Source organism: Cellvibrio sp. PSBB006 (assembly GCF_002162135.1).
Taxonomy (GTDB): Bacteria; Pseudomonadota; Gammaproteobacteria; order Pseudomonadales; family Cellvibrionaceae; genus Cellvibrio.
The window spans coordinates 5,030,067-5,052,312 of sequence record NZ_CP021382.1 but is presented as its reverse complement, the minus strand read 5'-3'; the positions used below and the strand labels follow the sequence as shown (position 1 = coordinate 5,052,312).

The 22,246-nt window shown below is 51.1% G+C and carries 20 protein-coding genes; 9 read left to right on the top strand and 11 right to left on the bottom strand.

Annotation, left to right across the window (positions count from 1 at the left end):
• Nucleotides 1-651 (bottom strand): 7-carboxy-7-deazaguanine synthase QueE, encoded by a 651-nt coding sequence (gene queE / locus CBR65_RS21040; protein WP_087468682.1) that lies wholly within the window; start codon nt 649-651, stop codon nt 1-3.
• Between the two features lie 218 nt (nt 652-869).
• On the opposite strand from queE, the gene CBR65_RS21035 reads away from it, so the two are divergent.
• Nucleotides 870-1,190, top strand: a complete 321-nt coding sequence (locus tag CBR65_RS21035; protein WP_087469201.1) for a hypothetical protein — start codon at nt 870-872, stop codon at nt 1,188-1,190.
• A 7-nt stretch (nt 1,191-1,197) separates the two neighbouring features.
• Here CBR65_RS21035 and CBR65_RS21030 read toward each other — a convergent pair whose 3' ends face one another.
• From CBR65_RS21030 to lpxL, 3 genes are all read right to left on the bottom strand, one after another.
• On the bottom strand, nt 1,198-1,857 hold the full coding sequence (locus CBR65_RS21030; protein WP_157672181.1) for an HAD family phosphatase: 660 nt from the start codon (nt 1,855-1,857) through the stop codon (nt 1,198-1,200).
• A gap of 108 nt (nt 1,858-1,965) precedes the next feature.
• Nucleotides 1,966-2,925, bottom strand: a complete 960-nt coding sequence (corA, locus tag CBR65_RS21025) for a magnesium/cobalt transporter CorA (RefSeq protein WP_087468680.1) — start codon at nt 2,923-2,925, stop codon at nt 1,966-1,968.
• A 152-nt stretch (nt 2,926-3,077) separates the two neighbouring features.
• Nucleotides 3,078-4,010 (bottom strand): LpxL/LpxP family Kdo(2)-lipid IV(A) lauroyl/palmitoleoyl acyltransferase, encoded by a 933-nt coding sequence (lpxL, locus tag CBR65_RS21020; RefSeq protein WP_087469200.1) that lies wholly within the window; start codon nt 4,008-4,010, stop codon nt 3,078-3,080.
• Between the two features lie 180 nt (nt 4,011-4,190).
• On the opposite strand from lpxL, the gene CBR65_RS21015 reads away from it, so the two are divergent.
• On the top strand, nt 4,191-4,517 hold the full coding sequence (locus tag CBR65_RS21015; RefSeq protein WP_087468679.1) for a hypothetical protein: 327 nt from the start codon (nt 4,191-4,193) through the stop codon (nt 4,515-4,517).
• Nucleotides 4,518-4,620: 103 nt separating this feature from the next.
• On the opposite strand, the gene grxD is transcribed toward CBR65_RS21015, so the two are convergent.
• Nucleotides 4,621-4,938, bottom strand: coding sequence for a Grx4 family monothiol glutaredoxin (gene grxD, locus CBR65_RS21010; RefSeq protein ID WP_087468678.1), 318 nt, complete (start codon nt 4,936-4,938; stop codon nt 4,621-4,623).
• Nucleotides 4,939-5,074: 136 nt separating this feature from the next.
• Nucleotides 5,075-5,464 (bottom strand): helix-turn-helix domain-containing protein, encoded by a 390-nt coding sequence (locus CBR65_RS21005; protein WP_087468677.1) that lies wholly within the window; start codon nt 5,462-5,464, stop codon nt 5,075-5,077.
• Between the two features lie 237 nt (nt 5,465-5,701).
• On the opposite strand from CBR65_RS21005, the gene CBR65_RS21000 reads away from it, so the two are divergent.
• Together CBR65_RS21000 and CBR65_RS20995 are read left to right on the top strand one after the other, a co-directional pair.
• Nucleotides 5,702-7,132, top strand: coding sequence for an ATP-binding protein (locus CBR65_RS21000; RefSeq protein WP_087468676.1), 1,431 nt, complete (start codon nt 5,702-5,704; stop codon nt 7,130-7,132).
• 8 nt (nt 7,133-7,140) lie between these two features.
• Nucleotides 7,141-7,815 carry a response regulator gene (locus tag CBR65_RS20995; RefSeq protein ID WP_087469199.1) on the top strand — a complete coding sequence of 225 codons (675 nt, stop codon included), beginning with the start codon at nt 7,141-7,143 and terminating at the stop codon, nt 7,813-7,815.
• 89 nt (nt 7,816-7,904) lie between these two features.
• On the opposite strand, the gene CBR65_RS20990 is transcribed toward CBR65_RS20995, so the two are convergent.
• The 4 genes from CBR65_RS20990 to CBR65_RS20975 form a co-directional block, all read right to left on the bottom strand.
• The gene (locus tag CBR65_RS20990) at nt 7,905-10,436 is read right to left on the bottom strand and encodes a PKD domain-containing protein (RefSeq protein ID WP_198300833.1); all 2,532 of its coding nucleotides are present in this window, start codon (nt 10,434-10,436) and stop codon (nt 7,905-7,907) included.
• Nucleotides 10,437-10,862: 426 nt separating this feature from the next.
• Nucleotides 10,863-11,498: a carbohydrate porin gene (locus CBR65_RS20985; RefSeq protein ID WP_087468674.1), complete on the bottom strand. Its 636-nt coding sequence runs from the start codon at nt 11,496-11,498 to the stop codon at nt 10,863-10,865.
• Nucleotides 11,499-11,664: 166 nt separating this feature from the next.
• On the bottom strand, nt 11,665-14,082 hold the full coding sequence (hrpB, locus tag CBR65_RS20980) for an ATP-dependent helicase HrpB (protein ID WP_087468673.1): 2,418 nt from the start codon (nt 14,080-14,082) through the stop codon (nt 11,665-11,667).
• A gap of 22 nt (nt 14,083-14,104) precedes the next feature.
• The gene (locus CBR65_RS20975; protein ID WP_087468672.1) at nt 14,105-14,818 is read right to left on the bottom strand and encodes a DUF6445 family protein; all 714 of its coding nucleotides are present in this window, start codon (nt 14,816-14,818) and stop codon (nt 14,105-14,107) included.
• A 175-nt stretch (nt 14,819-14,993) separates the two neighbouring features.
• Here CBR65_RS20975 and CBR65_RS22375 point away from each other — a divergent pair, with 175 nt between their 5' ends.
• The 4 genes from CBR65_RS22375 to CBR65_RS20960 all read left to right on the top strand — a co-directional run bounded on the left by CBR65_RS22375 (nt 14,994) and on the right by CBR65_RS20960 (nt 17,447).
• Nucleotides 14,994-15,350: a hypothetical protein gene (locus tag CBR65_RS22375; protein ID WP_198300832.1), complete on the top strand. Its 357-nt coding sequence runs from the start codon at nt 14,994-14,996 to the stop codon at nt 15,348-15,350.
• A complete protein-coding gene (locus tag CBR65_RS22370) occupies nt 15,331-15,549 on the top strand; it encodes a hypothetical protein (protein WP_198300831.1) in 219 nt (72 codons plus the stop codon). The genes CBR65_RS22375 and CBR65_RS22370 overlap by 20 nt, the downstream gene beginning before the upstream one ends.
• A 283-nt stretch (nt 15,550-15,832) precedes the next feature.
• Nucleotides 15,833-16,267 (top strand): DUF6795 domain-containing protein, encoded by a 435-nt coding sequence (locus tag CBR65_RS20965; protein ID WP_157672180.1) that lies wholly within the window; start codon nt 15,833-15,835, stop codon nt 16,265-16,267.
• Between the two features lies 1 nt (nt 16,268).
• Nucleotides 16,269-17,447, top strand: coding sequence for a lipase family protein (locus CBR65_RS20960; protein ID WP_157672179.1), 1,179 nt, complete (start codon nt 16,269-16,271; stop codon nt 17,445-17,447).
• A gap of 9 nt (nt 17,448-17,456) precedes the next feature.
• Here the strand turns inward: CBR65_RS20960 and CBR65_RS20955 are convergent, their stop codons facing one another.
• On the bottom strand, nt 17,457-19,490 hold the full coding sequence (locus tag CBR65_RS20955; protein ID WP_087468669.1) for a TonB-dependent receptor domain-containing protein: 2,034 nt from the start codon (nt 19,488-19,490) through the stop codon (nt 17,457-17,459).
• Nucleotides 19,491-19,745: 255 nt separating this feature from the next.
• Here CBR65_RS20955 and CBR65_RS20950 point away from each other — a divergent pair, with 255 nt between their 5' ends.
• A complete protein-coding gene (locus tag CBR65_RS20950) occupies nt 19,746-22,223 on the top strand; it encodes a response regulator (protein WP_087468668.1) in 2,478 nt (825 codons plus the stop codon).
• The last annotated feature ends 23 nt before the right edge of the window (nt 22,224-22,246 follow it).

Here is a 22,246-nt window from a genome sequence, read left to right as displayed (position 1 = left end):
TCAGTGACCCGGCGTGTCGTTCCATAACAATTTATGAAGTTGTAACTGGAAACGCACCGGCAAGTTATCCGCAATAATCCATTCCGCCAGCTGCACGGGCTCTATCTGGCCAAAACTGGGCGAGAAGAGTACCTCACCTACCCGCTCATGCAGGCGATGTTCATCCAGTTTGAATCGCGCCCATTCATAATCTTCGCGATGACAAATAACAAATTTCACCTGATCCTGCGATTGCAATAGCGGCAGATTTTCCCAGCGATTGCGATTAACTTCGCCGGAACCGGGGGTTTTGAGATCCATCACCTTGATCACACGCGTATCAACATCGTCCAATGGCAAGGCTCCACTGGTTTCCAGCGATACCTGATAGCCAGCGTCACATAATTGAGTCAGCAATTGTGTGCAATCGCGCTGTGCCAGAGGTTCACCGCCGGTGACGCACACGTAGCGCGGGCGATAGCTGGCCACTTTTTCCAGAATCTCACTCAGGGTGAGTCGCTCGCCGCCATAAAATGCGTATGCCGAATCACAATAACCGCAACGCAATGGGCAACCGGTTAAACGCACAAATACCGTCGGCAAGCCGACTGTGCTCGACTCGCCTTGAAGTGAGTAAAAAATCTCGGTGATTTTCAGGGTTATATCGGTCATAAGATATTGGCCGCGAGGGGCGGAGGACGAGATACCGCTGCGCCCGGTAAGCAGGAAAAGACGCGCAGTTTACCCAAACCCCCAGCAGTATGCGAGCGACAGGTTTGTCTGCCAAAGTGCAGACTGGTATCCTGAGTGGTCGTCTGTGGGCCTGGTATCGGGTGAGTGGGCGATCTTCCAGAAACAACGTGGCCCGAGTGAGATACCTGATCAGCATCATGAAACCGATCAAAACCAAACGCCAATTGCGCGATGAGCTCAATCAACAGGTCAGCGAGTTCCTTGATCACGGTGGTTCCGTAAAAGAAGTCCCACGAGGATTAAGTGGTCGCGAAGACGCGCGCGGTCCACTGGTCAGTATCTTTGATGGCCAGGGCGGGGAAGATCGCACTCCGGTCCCGGAGGTCGTTGCAGCTATCGAAGCACGCCGCAAACCCCATCCTCCACTTCACAAAAGCAATCGCAAACCTCGCCCACGCAAACGCGTTATCCTGGATGACTTTGGCCAGCCATTGCGCTGGGAATGGGTGGAGGAATAACAGCTGCTTACCAGGTTGCCTGATTCAACAACGGGAGAAACTGCACCCAGTCCGTAAAAACACAGGTTACACCAAAATTATCCAGTTCCTCTTGCGTTAAATGCGGGCGATAACACCACACAGTCGCACCGCTGTGAACACCGGCACTGACGCCGGGAAAGCTGTCTTCCACAATCAGGCAGCGCTTGATATCAAACCCAAGCGTGGCCGCTGCGCGTCGGTAAATTTCCGGGTTAGGCTTGGCCACCCCCAGCGTTTCCGTATCGAAACGATGCTCGGGCGGGAAAAAAGTATCCAACCCTGTGTGCTTCAATTTCACATCAAGCTCGCGCGCTTGTGAATTGGTTACCAGGGCATAGGGCAGCGTCAGCGATTGCAGAACCTCTTTTATACCCGGCATTGCAACCAGCTCTTGCTCCATCATGTCGCGAAAATAACGGCGATTATCTTCCATAAAATTTTCTGGCAGCGAACTGCCGCGATGCGCCTCAATCAAGGCGACACACTGGGAAAAACTTTGCCCGGTAAAGGTTGTGGCGACCTCATCCAGACTCAGGGTTATATTGATATCCTGCAACGAACGATGCAGTGCACGGGTTGCAATGACTTCAGAGTCCACCAGCACACCATCGCAATCAAACAATACCGCTTCAAAAACAACAGACATAACATCAGGGTCCTCAAGACAGGAGAAACACATTATCAGCAGATAAAACAGGGGAGATTCTTATTAGAAGGGAGTTCAACCGACAAGGCGGACATTGCCCGCCTTAGCTTACAGCCAGTCCTTGCTTTTGAAATACCAGTAAGGTGCCAATGCGCTTAACACCATCAGGCATAGACCTAATTCGAAACCGTACTGCCAATGAATATGAGGCATAAACTCAAAGTTCATGCCGTACAAACTGGCTACCACTGTCGGCGGCAGAAAGATAACCGCAGCGATGGAGAAGGTTTTAATAATCTGGTTTTGTTCGATATTGATAAAACCCTGCGTCGAGTCCATCAGGAAGTTAATCTTATCGAACAGAAAAGCCGTGTGGGACATCAGCGTATCCACATCGCGTTTAATTTCCCGCGCGGTTTCCTGCAACTCAAAGTGTTCGCGCAAATGACGCTGCATAAAGGAAATGGAGCGCTGGGTATCCATCAGACATAAACGGATTTTACCGTTGCTGTCTTCCAGTTTGGCCAGACGATCAATCGCATCTTCCAACTCAGCGTCGGCATCCTCCAATACCATGTGACTGACTTCTTCCAGTTTGCGATGGATATCTTCCAGGGCATCTGCCAGGTTTTCCACCTTTTGCTCAAACATGGTAATCAGCAAGTCTTGCGGCGAACTGACATGCACCTGACCGCGACGCGCACGCATACGCAGCAAGCGAAAATCTGCCAAGTCGCCGTCACGCACAGTCAGTAAGCGTTTGTCTTGCAGAATAAAGGCGACTGTCACGGTATTATGCCGCCCCGATTCCCCGGGGGACAAAAATAACGAGTGAACGTGGATGCCGGCACTGTCCTGAAAATAACGGGCGGAGAATTCAATTTCCTCTACGTCATCCGACTCTGGCAATTCGGCGCGCAGAAACGTATTGAGATTTTCACGTTCTTCTTCACTCGGTTCGTGGGCATCAACCCAAACAGCATTGGCGAGTGCAACCTTGGTATCCTCTTCCTGTTGCGCGGGAACTTCGCGCAAGGTGGTACCTTGAATCTTGAACATTCTCAACATCAGTGCTGCTCCTCAAGGAATGCATTACAACCATGCAAGGGCTTATAGCATATCCTGTTGACGCGTGACGGCTTTTTTGGGGAACCCTTAAAAAATTACTGCGCTGCCGGTGATACACCTGTCGCAAGGGCCGTGTAACCAAACCAAATTTTTCAGCGCTTCTTCCGATAAAAACTGGGCTCGCCAGGCGGCCGTGTTTTGAAGCGTCGGTGAACCCAAAGATACTGGTCTGGCTGACGACGGATGATTTCTTCAATAACCGCATTGGTGCGGGTCGCGTCAGCCACGTCATCACCGCTGGGGAAATTATCCAGCGGTGGATAAAACTCGATCTCGTAATGCCCCTGGGCATTACGGTAATACGACATGGGAATCACCTTTGCCTGACCCATTTGAGCAATACGCCCGGTGCCCACAATCGTCGCCGCATTCACACCAAAAAAAGGTGCAAAAACCCCATGCTTTAAACCATAGTCCTGATCCGGGGCATACCACACAGAATGTCCCTTGCGCAGATTCCTGATCAATTGGCGGGTATCGTCGCGGGGGATGGCGGATGTGGCAAACCGTTCGCGCGCCTGGGAAATCATATAGGACAACAACGGATTGGGATCACGCCGGTACAAGACATCAAAGGTAATATGGCTGGATAAAATACGCCCCACCAAATCAAGCGTCGTTTGATGGCTGCCCATCAAGATAATGCCCTTACCTTCAGCTTGCACTGCTTCGATATGCTCTACACCTTTGATGGTATAACGACCTTTGATTTGCTTATCGCTACCCCAGAGAGCAATCGACGTTTCCACTACGCTGATGCCAACCGCACGCATGATTCCACGCACCAGCTGGTCTTGTTCCTGCGCGCTTAACTCTGGAAAACACAGCGCAATATTTACCTCAGTGATATGGCGACGAGGGCGGGCCAAGTAGTAAAACAAATAACCTATGCCCACACCCAGCCGCATACTGATAGATACCGGCAGGCTCGCTAGCAATTTAAAAAAGCCCAAGCCTAGCCAGGTAAACCAATAGCGCGGGCCATAAAACGAAATATGAAATTGAGGATCGGTTTTTCTATCCACGAAAGCTGATAACTCCAGAATCGGAAAGATCACGCGGGTGCCATACCCACAAAAAAGATGTCGATTATAACAAGCCCGCCTGGTTTATGAACGAGCCAGTAAAGCGTGTTTGTTTACACACCCCCAACGGCGGATATCTGCTAAGGTAAACGCCACCGTTTGACGCAAGAGCACCCAATTATGAAGATCAATGAGCTGTCCGCTAACATCGACCAGAAAATAGCCGAGCTGGAACAGCAATTGGAAAACCTGCATGCGCAACGCGCGCAAACCAGCGACCCGGCAAGTCAGCAAAAAATAATTGCCGATATCACAGCGCTTAACAAGATCAAGTTAAAACTGCTGAAATCCCGCGATATTGCCTGGCGTGCGCATCAATTGTTGCGCGACCAGGAAGATCAACGCAGCGATGATCGCAAGCGTCTGCTTGGCCTGGCACTGTGCATATTTAGCGCCGTTGGGGCGGTAACGCTAATCGGAATTTATTTTTGGAGCGGATTGTTTTGAATTGACGCAGGTGACCGTTTCAGTCAGCACGTGGGCTGGAACAGGCGTTTTCACCTGCGTCACACAATCCGGTTCCAGCAGTGCCTGGCTTTTCCGCCAGCAGTTAATTGACCACAGCGGCATCGACGAGGGTTTTTAATTCACCTTTTTCGTGCATCTCCGTGATGATGTCGCATCCCCCAACCAACTCTCCTTTTACCCACAATTGTGGAAAGGTCGGCCAATTGGCGAATTTGGGCAGTTCGGTGCGAATGTCGGGGTTGGTCAGCACATCAACATAGGCAAAGCGCTGGCCACAGGCCATCAGCGCCTGGGATGCGCGCATGGAAAAACCGCACTGGGGAGCATTTGGCGATCCTTTCATGTAAAGGATGACCGGGTTTTCGGTGATTTGTTGCTTGATCGTTTCCAAAACGTCCATAACCGTAATTGACCTCTGTTTGCGGTGGGTGCGGCAAGCGCGCAGTAGATGAAATAGTGGGGGCGGTGCTACAGAAAGCAAGCCGAATCGGGCTGGCATTCTACTCGGCAATCCGCAATAACCCAAGTCGGGGCAGCTATGTCTTCTCGTCCCGCGCGGGATGTGCTTTCTTGAGGGTTTGCACCAGATTCAGAGCCAAATCCCGACCTTCCGGAGAAAGCGAACAAAAGTAACGGGTTAGCTGATTAACCTGTTTTTCCAGCTCTGCGGCACGTTTTTTGTCCGTTTTATAGCGATCGCTCGGCTCCTTGACGGCTGTCGCCTGGCTTTCCACCTCAGCATATATTGCAGAAACCGTTAACCCCAACGCACGGGCAATTTCTTCTAATAAGTCCAGCGACGGACGCTGCTCGTCCCGCTCGATACGCGACAGATTACCTGCATCGGTGCCCGCCACGAATGATACCGCCTCCAAGGTTTTGCCTTGGGCGTTGCGGTGTTGTCTGAGTACTTTGCCTATTTTCATTTCGCCATTTTCTGCGTCGCGCGCAAACCTAACAACGCGAAATACGCAAAATAAATGGCGTAATTTGCGCTCAAAACAAACCGCGGATGAATAAACCTGAAAAGACGCGCCATCTTAACTCGCAGAATCATAGGGGGTTAATATTCAATTAGCCCCGCAGGAAGCGGGCCAGCCATTGATCGCACACCCTGCATAAGTGCACACTGCAAAATTGACGGCAACAAGATTGAGCCAGGCATGTTTAAACTTCGAACCCAGTTCTTCCTCGCCTTACTAGCTACCAGTGCCGTGCTGACCGGTGCGCTCTATGCATTCTTCAGTTTCAGTTTCGAGCGGGGTTTCTGGCATTACATTGAACAAAAAGAGATTGCCCGTGCGGCGCCGTTGATTGAAAAGCTGGAACAACATTATCAGGAGCACGGCAATTGGGATTGGTTCAGGAGCAACCCCGAGGCCTGGCCCGATTACCTGACCGTTTTTATGATGGACAATTTCCGGAGCCGGCGTTTGCCACCCGATGCGTTACCCGGCACCCCGCCCGACGGGATGGCGCCGCCGATTAACGTCAGCCGGCGGGTCAGCGCGTTGTTCCGCGCGGTGGTGTTGCTCGACAAAGAACAAAACCTTGTCGCGGGCGATCCGCGCATGCGCCGCGATATTTATCGCCATAAATTGCAGGTTAATTCGCGTACCGTCGGTTATCTGGGAATGCCGTTGAATCCGGCCCTGCGCGACCTGCACGATGCCGAATTTGCCGGCGACCAGACTACCAACATGGCATTGATTGCCGTCGCGGCGTTTTTATTTGCGTTGTTGTCCGCCCTGCCCTTGTCACACTTTCTCACCAAACGCATCCACGCCCTGGTGCAACATATCAAGCAACTGAGCCAGGGCCAGTATGACAACAAAATTCATCTCAAGGGTGAAGATGAGCTGACAACGCTGGCAGAACACCTCAATGATCTGGGTCATTCGCTGCAACAAAGTGAACAGGCCCGGCGGCGCTGGGTCGCCGATATATCCCACGAGTTGCGCACCCCTTTGGCTGTTCTGCAAGCGGATATCGAGGCATTGGAGGACGGCGTTCGGGCGCTCGACCAAAAAGCGCTTGCGCGACTGCAACAGCACACCCGGCGCCTGACCAATCTGGTCGATGACCTTTATGATCTTTCACTCACCGACATCGGCGCCCTGACATACCGCAAACAAGCCTGCGATTTACACGAGCTCTTGCAGGAACTGGTGAACATTATGCAGCCACGTTTCGAAAATGCAGGGCTGGCGTTTGTCGCGCACTTGCCGCCGGGGGATGCACCGGTTTTTGGTGACCCGCAACGCTTGCATCAATTGTTCTTAAACCTGTTACAAAACAGCCTCAATTACACCCAGGCGCCCGGCAATGTCAGATTGCAGATGCACCGTGAAGAACATCATTTTTTAATTACTCTTGATGACAGCGCGCCGGGCGTTGATGACTCACTGCATGAAAAATTATTCGAACGTTTATATCGTGCTGAATCTTCCCGGAATCGCGCTACCGGAGGTGCCGGTTTAGGCCTGACATTGTGTCGCAATATTGTTGAGGCGCATGAAGGAACCATCCACATTACCCACAGTCAGTTAGGCGGTTTAACCGTTACTGTTACCTTGCCTATATCACGAGCCTGATAATTATGATGCGCATTTTGATCGTGGAAGATGAACCGGAGTTGGGCGAGATAGTGCAGGATTATCTTCGCGCGCAGGAGTTCGACACAACCCTCGTCGGCGACGGACAGATCGCCTTACACAAAATCCTCCATGAACACTGGGACCTGGTATTGCTGGATCTAATGCTGCCTGGCAAGGATGGTTTAAGCATTTGCCAGGAAGTTCGCCGCGTATCGCAAGTTCCCATCATCATGATGACGGCCAAGGTCGAAGAAATTGATCGGTTGCTGGGCCTCGAATTAGGTGCTGATGATTATATCTGCAAACCCTATAGCCCACGGGAATTGGTTGCCCGCGTCAAAGCGGTATTGCGACGCACGCAGCCCTTAACGGCCGATACACATTTTTACCTTGATCAATCGACCCTATCGGTACGTTTTCGTGAGCAGCAGGTTGAGATCACAGCGGTTGAATACCGATTGCTGGAAACCTTGATGGCCAGCAAGGAACGCGTTGTTTCCCGCGAGCAACTGATGAAACATGCTTATAACGATCACCGCGTCGTCAATGACCGAACCATGGATTCACATATCACCAAATTACGAAAAAAATTACTGCAACTGACTGAAGAAGAGATTATTCATTCGGTTTACGGCGTGGGTTATAAATTACAAATCCCCCGGCCAGACCTACCACAATAATTCATAAACCCCGGCGGTTTCACATGCACAAAAAAACCGGCACTGCTTGTGCCGGTTTTCATTACGCTTAGTTGCAAATCATGTATTCACTACTCACATATTGCACCCATAACCGTGGGAACTTCGGCTGCAATTCCCTCAGGCTTGGTACCCTGGAAACCAAATTCAACTGTTTGTCCCGGCTGTATTACTGCATTCCAACCGAGGCTGGCGGCCGTGTAGGGATTATTTCCAGAGAATTGCGTATTCCACGCACCGCTGATGCGATCACCGCCCGCGTACTGCCATTCCACCCGCCAACCATTCAAGGGGGCAACGCCCTCGTTGGTGATGCGCACCGCACCGGTAAAACCCGTGCTCCATTCGCTGGTCAAAACATATTCACACTGCGCCGTGCCAACAGCCCCATAAATGCCCGTATGAGTAGTAGAGTGCGATGCGCGGCCATCGCTCACCGTCAAGCGGGTTTCATAGCGTCCGGGATTGGCAAATTGATGGGACGTAATCACGCCGGTTGCGGTAGAGCCATCACCGAACTCCCACTGATAAGTCAAGGTGTCACCGTCAACATCGGATGAACAATTCGCGTCAAAGGTAGCATTCAAGGGCGGCGGATAGATGGCATTTTGAATAATCCGGAAGCAAGCCGTTGGCGGTGTATTGTTGTCTGGAATTTCAATACCACTGGACGCTACCTCGCGCGTGATGGTGTCGGTGAACTCACCATCGCTTACCGTCATGGTGACCGTGTAACTGCCGGCAACTTGATATTGATGAAAAACGGTATCAATGGAACGCGTAGTTTCATAGGTTGCGCCATCACCCATCTCCCAGGAAAACACCAGATCGTCGTCTTCATTTGGGTCGACGGTTCCTACACCACTGCACGCCGTGAAATATTGTTCAACACTTGATCCATCGGGTTGCTCTACCGCACGCTCCACTTCGGTACAGGCAATTGCCGCCACCGGCGGTTCGTTGGGTTCATCTATTTGCCCGGAAGATGTCCAGTTAAATTGCTCAGTCACCGTGTTCAATGTGTCTGATACCGTTAAGGTAATGACGTAATCACCTGCCTCTTCGTATTGATGAGCGAACCTTGTGTATGAGGCAACACCACTGGAAGAACCATCCCCCCAATCAACGATGTATGTCAGATAATCGCCGTCCGGGTCAAGCGTGCCCGACACATCGCACGTCGTCACGGGACCATCGATATAATCCATTGTGGATTCTTCGCAAACCAACGCGGGAATGGGCGGTTCATTATCCTGCACATCACCGACAATCAAAGTCACCGCTTCAGTGTCAGAAAATGGAATGCCGGATGCCGAGAGAGTCAGGCGATAAATTCCCGGTTCAGCATAGGTATGCGACGTGACCAGATCATTGCTCGTCGTGCCATCACCGAAAGTCCAGTTAATGTTATATGCCGCCTCTGAATCACGCGCATCGACATATACGGTCATATTGTCCAGGTGATACTCGAAATTAGCCGATGCGCGGAAGTCATACCAATAAGTACAGTTAGCCGGTGCAAACATTTGCTTGGTATCGGCTAATTCGCCGTCACTCACAGTCACCGTGACATAAGCGCCACCATTAACATAACGGCCCGGCGAGGAAGGGCTGGTTGAGGTGGTGGGACCGGTTCCCACATCCCAGATATAAGTCAGTGCATCACCGTCTTCATCGAAGGCTGCATTGGCTCGGCCATAGATACGCCCGCGGTCAGACCCTATTGCCAGCATCGCAATCGGCGCGCGATTGCCGCCAGTGTATTCCGTCACCGTAATAACGTCGGTGTGAATGTCTGTCAGTTCTCCATCGGAAACAGTCACTGTGACGGTGTAATCGCCAGCTGCTCTGTAGGTATGCCAGGCGTTGCTGTAGCGAATGGCCTCACCATCGCCAAAATCAATGTCGTAGGTTAATGGATTATCGTCAGGGTCCGTCGAGGTTCGCGCATCTACGAATACGGTAGGGCCGTAAACATCGACCTCAACACCGGCACTCGGAGCACGATTAGGTAAGGAGCCTGATATGCATTGCGGCTGGACAAATGCACCCGGATGCGTGCCGTTTATGCCAAATGTTGTGCTCTGGCCCGGTTGCAAAGTGCCGTTCCATTGAAGATTTTCGGCGGTGATAATCTGCCCATCCAACGAGACATCCGCACCCCAGGTATTACCGATGGTATGGCCTTCGCCCAGCGCAATATAAACCTCCCATGCACTGACGGCTTCTGTGCCGGTGTTGGTCACGTTAACCGCAAAGTCGTAACCGGTATTCCAGGCGTTAGCATTGGCAATGGCACACTGAACGCTCGCCGCCGATGAGTTGCTGGAGCTACTGGAACTGGAGGTTGAATATATGCCGCAAGCCGACGTAGATGCGGATGCCGATGTATAGCTTGTAGAGGTTGAATAATTTGAAGTATTTGAAAAACTCGAAGAGCTTGAAGAACGTGAAGAGTTTGATGCGCTTGATGGCCCACCCCAGCATGCCGAAGACAAGCTGCTACATGCTGATGAAAATGCAAATGTTTGCGTCATTGAAAGCGATAAACCAAGAAAAACACAAGATGAAAAAAATAATCGCACCAGAGAGGGAGTTCTCATTGCATACATTCCTTAGGATAGGTGGTTGCTGTCAACTCAATATCAACAGCTGCTTCCATGACAAAGCCTGGCTCATCTACCAACCGTGATCCGGCAAGAAACCAGCGCAAAAACCTTCGCTGCTTTGTCAACCATTAAAATTATTTTTCATTGATAACGCGAAATTTTTCCCACATCAACGCGACCCTGACTGACTACTTATTTTTATTCATAAAAACAATCAGGGCACTCAGCGCGAGAAAAAATGACGGCAGCGCGTGACGTTACATTTACACGTTCACCATGACCATTTCAAGCATCAGGTACAACGATGCTGAAAAGTCAGGTTAAATTTGGCAGAAAGAAAAGTGATGCGCCATATTCTCTTTCAAAGAAATATGTTCAGAAAAAAGAAAATTTATATTAAAGAACGGTTGGAAACCGCTATCAGAATTTGAAATGCACACGCAGCTGCGCCGCAATGGAGTCACTGATTTCGACATTCTGGACAGGATGCTGGATGTAATACACACTGGTTTGAGCGTTCAGCCGATTGAGCAGATGGCCAAAATAACTTAACTCCCAGGCCATCTCCGCGGATTCCCAGTCCGGATAAATATGTTGTTGAAGATCACTGGAACGAGCGTGGGCAATACCCAAACCAATGCCGTCGCCGGCGCGCCACCGATTGTTCACCAGGATACCGGTACCAATATATTCATGGCTCAGGGCAGCATTGTTTTCAGTGTGACTGACTTGCAGAAATACCGCGAGATTATCGTTAAGGTTTTTCTCGGTGAAGCTATAGACGACGTCGCTATATTGCCCGGGATAAGCAACCTCAACAACGGATAATGCGTAACGTGAACCAACTTCAACGGAAGGTTGTGGATGGCTGATCAAGCGCCATTCAGCGTTGATTTCAGGAGAGGACATAACAGGGGTAGTGGAGGAGTCGACGCGCAACATCTCATCAAAATAAGCGACGTCTTCTGCGGATAACGTATCATTCCAATAGGACATGTCATCCGCATGGGCGAAGGCAGCAAGGCAACTGATAAAAGCCGCAGCGATTTTTTTCATCCCATCACCTGTCGATAAACAGATTCAAGCCCCAAGTCAGATATCGCGCAGAAACGCTTTAAAGTATAGCCAAGTTTAGCTCGCCGGAGTGAGAGATCCACAGCAATTTAAGCGATAAGTGCCCTAACGAACATAGACGATAGACATAAGGATAAATCCGCCAACTTCACGACGGCGGATTATGCTGCAATCGTTTTTTTGTGAGCGCCGTTGCCACATGGTCGAACGGATTATCCGGCCAGGGATGACGAGGATAGCGACCGCGCATTTCTTTTTTCACGTCCGGATAAGCCTGTCGCCAGAACGAGGCCAGATCAGTCGTAATGGCCAGAGAACTGCCATTTGGCGATAGCAAATGAATACGTAAAGGTATACGGCCGTCTGCCAGGCGCAGATCGCTGCAGCCAAAAAATTCTTGTAACTTGGCGGATATTTCCGGTGTAGCATCGGCAGCGAATGTCAGGTTCACATGCCGACCGCTGGGCAATTGGATTGTCTCAGGCAGGATGGCCTGAATTTTCTGGCAATGTTCATAACCGAGATAGAACTCAAGCCCGGCACGCCAGGGCAATGCGTCCAGCTGCGTTTGAGCCGTTAAAAAAGGCTGCAGCCACGACGCAAGTTGACTAACCAGACTGGCGTCGTCCAGCGGTGGAAGAGTCAGCAGATCATAGCGTGCAATCAACCTTGCACTCTGCAACAGTCGCTCTGCATTGGCAGACCATGTTAAACCTTGCAAGCCTTTTTCCGCGACGATTGTTTGCACATGCTCAAGCAATGCAGGCGCCAGTTCATCATTGGCGATAACATCGGTTTGCTCAGCAATAACCACACCGCCCATCTTCCATAGCGACTGGCGTTGCCATTGATTCTGTTTAAAAACAAGATAACTCTGACGTTGACTCAGTTGGCGTTGCTGCTCGGCCGTCAAGGTCAATTCGAGCCCCAAACCAGCGTGGCCTTTTGCACGCGGTTGAATAACCGGAAAAATCGCCCAGGCAGTATTCAGGGCGTGTGTAGGTTCGACACTGATGCCTGAATTCAAGCGATAACGGCCTGAATCCTGCCGAAAACCAATGCGATCACTGAAGGACAACGCCAGTTGCTGTGCTGGCAAAACTGATTGCGGTTTTACCTGCGCATGGAGCACGGCAAGCCAACGTTTTCTTCGCAAACGCCAATGCGCTTGTCGTTGCAGTTCCTGCGCAGATTCCGCCAACCAGCTTGGCATGTCTGCGGCAGGATTTAATTCAAAATGCAAAGCAAGTGCGAGCAACAAGGCAGATTCCGGCAATACGCCTTCATGAACCATCGACTGCAAAAGGGCGGCGATACGAGGATGCGTGCCCAGCTCGCTGACCTGTTCGCCGGCCACGGTGACTTTGCCGTGTACATCAAGCAGGTGCCAGGAGTGCAACTGTTGTTGCGCCTGTACCATCGCCAAATGATTCGGTGATTCAAGCCAGTTCAATTGATCTGCCCCACTTCCCCAATGGGCCAGGCGCAACACTAACGGGACATAATCGGTGGTGCGAATCTCCGGCAAGTCAGCCGGTGCCAATGGCTGGTCCTGAGACCATAAACGAATGCAGTGGCCCGCCTGAACCCGCCCTGCCCGCCCGCGCCGCTGGTCTGCACTGGCCTGACTGATACGCGCCGTGCGCAAACGCGTGATACCCGTTCGCTGCTCGTACTCGGCGCGGCGCACCAGGCCGGAATCAATCACCAATGTCACATCCGCAATGGTCAGCGACGTTTCAGCAATATTGGTGGCAAGAATCAGGCGCACACCCTGCGCAGGATCAAGCGCTTGCAACTGTTCCTGCGCCGTGACACGACTGTGAAGACGCACAATCCTGTGGTTCGGGTAACGGTGCAAGACAGCTTGCGCGCAGGCTTCAATATCACGCCAACCCGGTAAAAAAACCAATGTGGTTTGCTGCTGCCAATCGGGACAAGACTGCAAGGCGCGCAGTAAATGATCGTCAAGTTTTTCTGCCTGGCCGTAGGCATTTTGTTTAGGGGACAGAAATTCCGTTGTCACCGGAAAACAGCGACCGGGGGCAAATAAACGCTGGGGAATCTGACGTTGCAAGCCGGGGTCCGGCGTTGCACTCATCAACACCAGTTGCAGATCATCACGCAGAATCTGCACCTCCTGTAACAATGCCCAGGCGAGATCTTGATTGACGGCACGCTCGTGAATTTCATCGAGCATGACAACCCCCACACCGTCGAGCAGCGGATTGCGCAAAAGATGCTGCAACAAAATTCCCGGCGTCATCAACAATAACCGCGTCTTCGCGCTACTGCGGTTGTCATAAGGAACTTGATAACCGACGGTCTCGCCGGGAGATTCACCCAGCAATCCGGCTAAACGATTGGCCAACGCCTGGGCAGCCAGCACCCGTGGCTGAACCACCCACACTGATTGCCCATCGAGTACAGCATCCAGCACCCACAAAGGCGCGAGCGTCGATTTACCTGCCCCGGGCTCCGCCTCAAGCAGCAGCGTTCCCGCCTGAAGGCTTTCCATAAAGGATTCGCGGTAAAGACTTAAAGGTAATTCAGGCAAATTCATCATCAGGCCATGCAATAAGGCGGAATTAATCCCGACAAAAAATAAACGTGTTAATGGACAAACGTCCGCTGCGCGGATCAGGGTTAAAGGCAAAATCTTCGGGGATATTGCCGGAGTGGAGGCTGGTGCAAGGATAGATGAGGATACGGTTGAATACCGCATCATACGCCGCTATCTGTTCAAACAAATTGTTGCTGCCATTCATATAACGGGCAGGCAGTTCGCCTTGTTGTTTTACCTCTGACTCCAAGGTCTCTCGATAATGCGCAAGGCGTTTATCATCGACAAATTCATACCCGGTGCGTCGGTGTCGATAAAACGCTGTGCCACCTTGCTTCCCGGCACACAGAAAATGCACGGCGGCTAACTCAGGACGCTTGTTGGAATCATAATGTGGAATACGATGTGGAAGCCTCAGATGCTCTGGCGGTGTCGTGACCATAGAAAAATCTGCTTGAGCGCCAGTGATAAGCGCTTCGTTCAAATTGAAAGTGCGATAAATCAAATCACCAAGCAACTGGCGAAACGCAGACAGATATTTATCTGGTGCTGGCGAACGCACCCCGGGATAGCCCGGACCCGCCAATCGAAATTGACCAAAACGGGCGACATAATCCACCAGGCTTTCAGCGTTTGCGAGAAAACTATCAATCACCAGGACAGGTTCACCCTCCTGCCCCACTCGATCTACCCGGTAGCAAAAATGCTCATGTAGCTGCGCAGTCGACTGTTGATACATAAATTATTCGTCTTTAGTCATTTTTTGTTAGAAGTTCTTATTCTACCGGGAACACCCTAACGCGGAATATTTGCGTTTTATAATGAGTCCTAGTGTTTACGATCCGTTTATTTCAGTACTCAGATCGCCGTTGTCTGAAGTCGCACAATAACCACAATCCCCCGAAGGAGGATGTATGAAGCGCTTTTACTACATCAGCGATGACCTTGATGATCTTGCACAAGTGGAACACGAACTTGAAATGGCGGGGATTGCTAAACCGCAAATTCATGTATTTAGCCATGATGATGCCGGCATAGAACAGCGCCACCTCCACAATGTACAAGAGTTTATGAAACGGGACGTGGTTCATTCAGCACTGTGGGGGGCATTGATTGGTTTCATCGCCGCCCTTCTCATCCTGCTAGCGGCTCATTTTTCCGGTATTGCCGCCCGCGTACATTGGGCACCCTTCCTGTTGTTAGCCCTTGTTGCCTGGGGTTTTTTGTACCTGGGAAGGCGGCCTCTTCGGTATGCATGTTCCCCACCATGAATTACGTCATTTTGAGGCGGCATTAAAAGAGGGAAAACACATTCTTTTCGTCGATGTAGAACCGGACCAAATCGATTTGCTCTCCAGTATTCACGCGCGTCATTCCCACCTGAAACCCGCTGGCCAAGGCACATCAACACCAGGCTGGGCAATCCTCTGGCAAAAAAAATGGCATGACTTTATTCAGGCTATGCCATAACCACCTGCGGCCGCTGCCATGCAGCGGCCAGCTCTCCCATTAACGCCTCGCCCGCCACTTTGCCTCCTTCGGCTGTGAAAAATATCACATTTCTCAGCAGATCAGACTTACCTTTGCCACGATCCTGGCAGACAATGCAGAATCTTCACGTCAGTCAGTTTGTTTATTAATCTGACACGGCATTCTTATCCGATGAATTTTCGGTGGTGGCAATGTGAGCAATTCACGTATTTTACATATTGTGGTGTTATCACTTTCTATGATGGCTAGTGGGGTGTTTGGCATGAGCTTAACGGATGCAGGCAAGGTATGTTTATTTTCCGGTATCTCCGGTGTGATCACGTTGGATGGTGAGCCGGTCGCTAATGCGCGGGTTGTGCGCAAGGCAGATCGGGATGGCGAAAAGCAGGATGAGACCACTACCGATGAGCGGGGACGTTTCTCTCTTCCTCCGATGTTTGAACGAACCATCGCCAAATATTTACCCCAGGAATTTGCCGCATCTCAGGACATCACGGTGTTTCATGGTGATCAGTCCTATTCGATATGGCGCGGCGTGAAACGCAAGCCGGAAGAGAATACCGAATCACGCGGAAAACCCCTGGTGGTCGCGTGTGAATTACATGCTGAAGAGAAGATGATCAAAGTCAACAACTCACCCATCATCAGTTTATGCACATGGGATGTCGAACCAGACCCAATCGAAAAGGTATTTTGAAATGGCTGAACTCACAGCGTTCCAGGCAGCAAGATTAGCGGACGATGTTTACTCCCTGACCCGACTTTCCTCCCTGAAAGATGCCGTCACTTATTTAAATGGAGAATACGGTGAGGTCTTCAGTTTCTCAGAGCAGAATTTATTGAAAGCAAAAACAGGAGGCCCCTGGTTTATAAAATGCCGCACGGCTTTTGGTTTTACCTTATTAGGACAAGGCACATTAAAAGGCCATGCCTTTTTCCTATTCCGTGGCACCCAATATTTAGCTGACTGGCTTACCAACCTCAATATCAGCGTTTCTCGCTCGCCGTCCGGGCAACCTGTTCACGATGGGTTTAAGAATGCTTTCTTTACCATGGAACCTAAACTGAAAGAGTTCATGGCAATTGTTGCGAAAAACAATATTTCTCACATTCATTGTATTGGTCACAGCCTCGGAGGTGCGTTAGCGACTCTTTGCGGTGACTGGATCAAGAGTGGGTATAAGATTAAGCCTTACATTTATACCTTCGGCAGTCCTCGAGTTGGGCTATACGGTTTCGCTGATTTCTGTACAAGCAGCATTGGGGCTGAACGTATATTCCGCGCCTATCATAAAACGGATATCGTTCCCTGCATTCCAATATGGCCCTTTATCCACACACCAAATGCAGGCCAGGATTATTACCTTCCATCGCCCGGCATAGTGCCAATGGCTGAATATCATGGAATGAATCACTACATTGATTCTGTCAGGAACAAATCCTGGCCCACCCTCGCCGCACTGGAGTCAGAAAGAAAAAGCGATGACGGTATTGTTCGCTGGCTTAAATCCACATCTCCAATCGGATTAACCATTACGGCATTGGAGTGGTTAAACCAGGCTCTCGTGTATGTGTTAAAGAAATGCCTGAAGGGTGTTGCCTGGGCAATCTCGGGGACTTTCGGCACCTCATTTACACTGATGGACCAACTGGCTTATGTGTTGAAGAAAGGCATTGATGTTTCAGAAAATTTTTCTTCACTGGTACTGAACCTGATCAAGAAAATGATGGAAATCCTGGGTATGAAAAAAGTACTCAAGGCCGCTGAGCTTACCCGGGAATTTATTCGCTCCATCTTCCTGAAACTGCAACAGAAGGTGAATGAATTTACGCAGGCTGCCTTGAGCAAAGTTTTGGTGAAGGGGCGCGCTGTCTAGCGCGCGATATTAAAACTTATAAGCCACATCAATACCCGCACTAAAGTTACGCCCCGGTGCGGGTTCAAATGCGCGCCCATTATTTTGGTTAACAATCACTGAACCCACATATTTTTCGTCGGTAAGATTCGCCAGTTTTATCCAGGCACCCATATCCCAATTTTCCCAGGGGATTTGACTGCTTAGCGCAATATCCGCCGTTGTCGATGAGGGCGCAAAGGTTTGATTATCATCACTCGCCGCAACCCGCGCGCGATGTCGAGCGGCCAGCGACAGCGTCAAGCGTTCATCCAGTAACGGTTGCCAACGCAATTGCGTGTAGTGATTTTCCTTCGCCACACCGGGCAGGTTATTACCATCAACATCGCCACCGCTGTATTCGGCATCCAGGTAGTTCATGCTTACGCGTAATGACCAGCTATCCGCTAACGGAATATCGCTCGCTAACTCAACACCGCGTCGCTCGGTTTCGGCAGCGTTACGGTAAGTTGTTCGGCCATTGAGCGATTGATCAACCACAATTTCATTTTTGCTGTCGATATTGAACACGGTGACATCGACTGAAACACCTTCAACCGCGCGATATTTTAGTCCCACTTCTTGCTGGCGATTGTCCGCAGCATCAAGCGCTGTATTCAGGCCAGTAGCCTCATTGCGATAAGCGGTTTCGGTGAGCGTCGGCGTTTCAAATCCGCGCCCTGCACTGGCAAAGAAAGTCCAGTGTTCATCCAGTAAAAAATTCACACCGAAGGCAGAAGACCATTCCGCGAATTTTTTTTCACCGCTGTCATCGGGGTTGCCGGTTACGATGAAATAATCATCCACATCGAAATCAACATCGCTATGACGCACACCCCCAAAAACCTGCCAGCGTGTGGCAGGCTGCCACTGCAACAAACTGTATATATCCCGACTGACCGCCTCACCCAACTCATCGCGCCGCAAGTCACCGGCCACACCGAATTGATTGATATAGCCTCGTCGCCGATCTTCCATTTGCGACACTTCAGCGCCCAGGGTAAAGGTCGCCGGCTGCGCTAAAAATTGGAAGTCGCGATTGTAGTTGCCATTTGCTCCAGCGAAATCGCGCTGCAAATCAACCACACCACCCGCACTGGTGATTGCATCGCCGGCAAATCCGAGATACTGAACGACATCCCGACTCCCTTGCCAGAACGCGGTTTGCCAGCGCCCCTCTCCGCGCTGTTGACGCAGCGTTAAAGAGACCTGGCGATGGGTTATTTCTTTACGTGTATTAAACAGTTCAGCCATGGGATTCAGTTCGTGAGGATCTTCCCGCCATTGCGCTTCCGTCAGGCCCAAAGGGTCTTGCAGCGAGGGATCGCGACTCGTGTCCAGACGTAACACAGCGTCGATGCCACTGTCGCTGGTGTAATAGACCTGCGCACCGGCATGGCGACGTTCGGCACTGGCATGGGGGCGATCACCGTCAGTCTCCAGATTGGCGGCTTGTATGCGCGCGCCCCTGTTGCCGTCGCGCCACTGACCCGTGACCGATTGCCGCGTCAAATTATCTTCGCCCACTGACAATCGGGTGCCAAGCCTCGTCTGATCCGGAGCGCTGGTTTGCAATGCGATCACACCGCCAGCACCGTTGCCATAAAGGCCGGCCACTGGGCCGCGTAACACCCCGACGGAGGTAATTTCATCCAACAGCACGCTGGACAATTGTCCTTGCCCGTCCGGTGTGGATAGCGGAACGCCATCCACCGATAAATCGATACCACGCACGCCGAATGCCGAACGCGCACCAAAACCTCGCAAGGTAACGCGCGTGTCCTGGGCGTAGTTGGAGCGGCTGTCTGCTTGCACGCCAGGCAATCCTTGCAAGATTTCGGCACTATCAATACGCAAGCCGGGTAATTGATCGCGAGTGGCAAGCTCCACGGTACTGGAAGCCAGTGGCATCGCAGGAGAGCCTGTAACAACCAGCGTCTCAAGGGTTCCGGCGCTTTCTGCCCAGACATTCGGTACTGAAACGAACAAACCTGGCAAGAGTATGGCAAGGTTATAGAAACGCATAATTCTCCCTATATGAACATTGACACGCAAAATTACATTGTCAGGTGAGGATTAAAAATATTCGATGCGTAAGAACACTGAATGTGCCGAATAGTCTCACAGGGATAAGAAAACTGGCGCTTGGGTTTGCAAACTTTTACGCGATGAAATTATTTCTCGCCTTACATGCCACAGTATCAACTGGCATGCTATGCGTGCCGGCGAGTTTCCGACACACATGCTTCTGTCTGACCAACAAACCATGAGATCAATAGGATGCCTGATACATTTGCTAAAGAGTTTCAGTTATTGCGCAGCAAATACATCGCCAATCTCACCGAGCGCGCCAGCCAGATCAGCGAACTCTGGAGTATGTTGCGTTACCTGAAGTGGAGCGATCAGGGGCTCCGCGCGTTGCAACACCTGGCACACCAGTTAGCAGGTTCAGGGGACACCTTTGGTTTTCCTGCCATCAGCCACGCGGCCAGACAGCTTGAAAGTTATTTAACGGAACATCAAAACCCCGCTCAACTTATCGGAGGTATGGAGCGCAAGGTGATCGATGAGCATATTGCTGCATTGACGAATCTCTTGCGCACTGCGGCTGATATATCACAACAGGTGCCCGTGCAACAATCTGCCGAGCCGGTTAAACAAGGACACAATAAAAAAATATTTATCGTGGATGATGATACGGCTCTCTCCGCCCTGTTGGCCGTTTACTTGCGCAGTGCCGGCTTTGAGGTCACTACGTTTGAGTCGCCAGCCAGTTGTATGCAGCAATTGGAACAGGAACTGCCTGATGCGGTTTTGATGGATTTGCTTTTTCCAACCGAAGGCCGCTTTGCCAATCCAATGCCGGGCATCACCGCCTTGCAGGACATTCACCAACGCGTCGGAGAAGGGATACCGGTGATCCTGATTTCTTCGCGCAGCGACCTCAATGCACGCTTGCAAGCTTTACGCGCAGGCGGCGCCGGTTATCTGACCAAACCGCTGGATTTTCCAGTGCTGGTAAAAACATTGTTGGCCACGATCGAACAACACGAACCGGTTCATCGCGTCATGATTGTTGATGATGATCAGGCAGTAGCAGAATTCCACGCCGGTATTTTGCGCAACCAGGGTATGGAAGTGATGTGTGTCAACCAGGCCATGCAAACCTTCCAGCGCGCCGCGCAATTCAAACCGGCGCTGATGATTCTGGATATGCATATGCCTGACATCAACGGTGTCGAGCTGGCGACCCTGTTACGCCAGGAGCCGCTGTTTACGCTGTTGCCGATTATTTTTTTAACGGCTGATCATTCCGAAAAAGTGCATGAGCGCATACAGGCGCTGGGGGTTAATGGATTACTGACAAAACCTGTTGAGCCCGCGATGTTGGTACAGGAATGCCAAACGGCGCTGCACAATACCCAGTTGCTCAAAAGTCGTATCGAGCACGTTATTCGCAAACGCGACAATCATCAGGTTACCCGTCACTTCCTGTTTGCGGCCATTGAAAACGAATTACAACGCGCGCAAACCTCAACGCAATCTGCGGCGGTTTATTACATCAGCGTTGATCAATTGGAAAAGTTGGATAAAACCTATGGCTATTCCGGCATGGCCGAATTACACGACGCTTTTTGTGAACGCCTGGCCAACGTGATCGGCAGCCAGGAGCAATGGGCAGCCATTGCCAATCTGACTGCCTGCGTGTTGGTATCGGCACGCACAACCGAACACCACCAACAACGAGCCCGGCATATTATTGAGCGTCTCACCGCGGAACCCTACACCGTTCAAGGCGAAGATCGCGAGTTGCACATTTGCATTGGAGTTGCCTATTTAAATTCCACAAATCTCAATGTCAACGATGTCATTTTCCAGGCGGAGAAGGCCCACGAATCCGCGCAGCAGTCCGGTGATAAAGGCGTAGCAAGTCATCTCGCCGCACTGGCTGACAACACAGAACAACCGGCTACAGGAGCCAGCACCATCAGCGAACCGCAGATTGACATTACTGACACCTTGCCTTTGGATAAATTGGCGCTCTCCTATCAACCCGTGGTGAATCTCGAAAACAATGACATCAATCATTATGACGTGTTAGTGCGTTGGCGACGGGAGGATGGTGAACTCATCTCGGCAGCAAATTTTTTACACCGTATTGAAAACCCCAAATTACTGGTGGAGCTGGATCGCTGGATTTTACAAAGCGCCGTTAACGCCATGATGGCCGACAGCAGCACGCGGGAAAGCGCCACTCTGTTTTTGCATCTTTCGGCTCACACACTGCAACAGAAATTATTTTTCTCCTTCGCGACCAATCTGATGCGCAACACGCGCTTGCGCGGCAATCGACGTATCGTGTTTATTTTGGAAGAGTCCTGGGTTATCGCCGAAGCCTCCGCAGCTCGCACCTTGGTGAAAGCCTTGCAGGATGCACAATGCGGTGTTTGTCTGGCCCGCGCCGGTGAGTCACCCGAGGCACTGCATCTTCTCGACGACCTCGTGTTTAACTACATTCGCCTCTCTACCGGATTGACCGGGGAACTGGCAAAACATGAGGAACGCATCGCGCAACTGATTGCAGCCGCGCGAACGCAAGAAAGCCGGGTCATCGCCACACACGTTGAAGACGCCCGCCATCTGGCTGCGTTATGGCAGCTGGGTGTAACGCTCTTTCAAGGCTTTTTTATCCAGCCGCCGGGTAATGTGTTTTATAAAAAGAATGACCTGGCATATAACAAAGCCCATGAAATTTGAAGCGCCATAAAATATTAAGCGAG

What these genes read in the sequence shown, in the direction of transcription:
- queE (WP_087468682.1), bottom strand. Translation starts at nt 651, where the DNA reads ATGACCGATATAACCCTGAAAATCACCGAGATTTTTTACTCACTTCAA.
- CBR65_RS21035 (WP_087469201.1), top strand. Translation starts at nt 870, where the DNA reads ATGAAACCGATCAAAACCAAACGCCAATTGCGCGATGAGCTCAATCAA.
- CBR65_RS21030 (WP_157672181.1), bottom strand. Translation starts at nt 1,857, where the DNA reads ATGTCTGTTGTTTTTGAAGCGGTATTGTTTGATTGCGATGGTGTGCTG.
- corA (WP_087468680.1), bottom strand. Translation starts at nt 2,925, where the DNA reads ATGTTGAGAATGTTCAAGATTCAAGGTACCACCTTGCGCGAAGTTCCC.
- CBR65_RS21015 (WP_087468679.1), top strand. Translation starts at nt 4,191, where the DNA reads ATGAAGATCAATGAGCTGTCCGCTAACATCGACCAGAAAATAGCCGAG.
- grxD (WP_087468678.1), bottom strand. Translation starts at nt 4,938, where the DNA reads ATGGACGTTTTGGAAACGATCAAGCAACAAATCACCGAAAACCCGGTC.
- CBR65_RS21005 (WP_087468677.1), bottom strand. Translation starts at nt 5,464, where the DNA reads ATGAAAATAGGCAAAGTACTCAGACAACACCGCAACGCCCAAGGCAAA.
- CBR65_RS21000 (WP_087468676.1), top strand. Translation starts at nt 5,702, where the DNA reads ATGTTTAAACTTCGAACCCAGTTCTTCCTCGCCTTACTAGCTACCAGT.
- CBR65_RS20995 (WP_087469199.1), top strand. Translation starts at nt 7,141, where the DNA reads ATGCGCATTTTGATCGTGGAAGATGAACCGGAGTTGGGCGAGATAGTG.
- CBR65_RS20990 (WP_198300833.1), bottom strand. Translation starts at nt 10,436, where the DNA reads ATGAGAACTCCCTCTCTGGTGCGATTATTTTTTTCATCTTGTGTTTTT.
- CBR65_RS20985 (WP_087468674.1), bottom strand. Translation starts at nt 11,498, where the DNA reads ATGAAAAAAATCGCTGCGGCTTTTATCAGTTGCCTTGCTGCCTTCGCC.
- hrpB (WP_087468673.1), bottom strand. Translation starts at nt 14,082, where the DNA reads ATGATGAATTTGCCTGAATTACCTTTAAGTCTTTACCGCGAATCCTTT.
- CBR65_RS20975 (WP_087468672.1), bottom strand. Translation starts at nt 14,818, where the DNA reads ATGTATCAACAGTCGACTGCGCAGCTACATGAGCATTTTTGCTACCGG.
- CBR65_RS22375 (WP_198300832.1), top strand. Translation starts at nt 14,994, where the DNA reads ATGAAGCGCTTTTACTACATCAGCGATGACCTTGATGATCTTGCACAA.
- CBR65_RS22370 (WP_198300831.1), top strand. Translation starts at nt 15,331, where the DNA reads ATGCATGTTCCCCACCATGAATTACGTCATTTTGAGGCGGCATTAAAA.
- CBR65_RS20965 (WP_157672180.1), top strand. Translation starts at nt 15,833, where the DNA reads ATGAGCTTAACGGATGCAGGCAAGGTATGTTTATTTTCCGGTATCTCC.
- CBR65_RS20960 (WP_157672179.1), top strand. Translation starts at nt 16,269, where the DNA reads ATGGCTGAACTCACAGCGTTCCAGGCAGCAAGATTAGCGGACGATGTT.
- CBR65_RS20955 (WP_087468669.1), bottom strand. Translation starts at nt 19,490, where the DNA reads ATGCGTTTCTATAACCTTGCCATACTCTTGCCAGGTTTGTTCGTTTCA.
- CBR65_RS20950 (WP_087468668.1), top strand. Translation starts at nt 19,746, where the DNA reads ATGCCTGATACATTTGCTAAAGAGTTTCAGTTATTGCGCAGCAAATAC.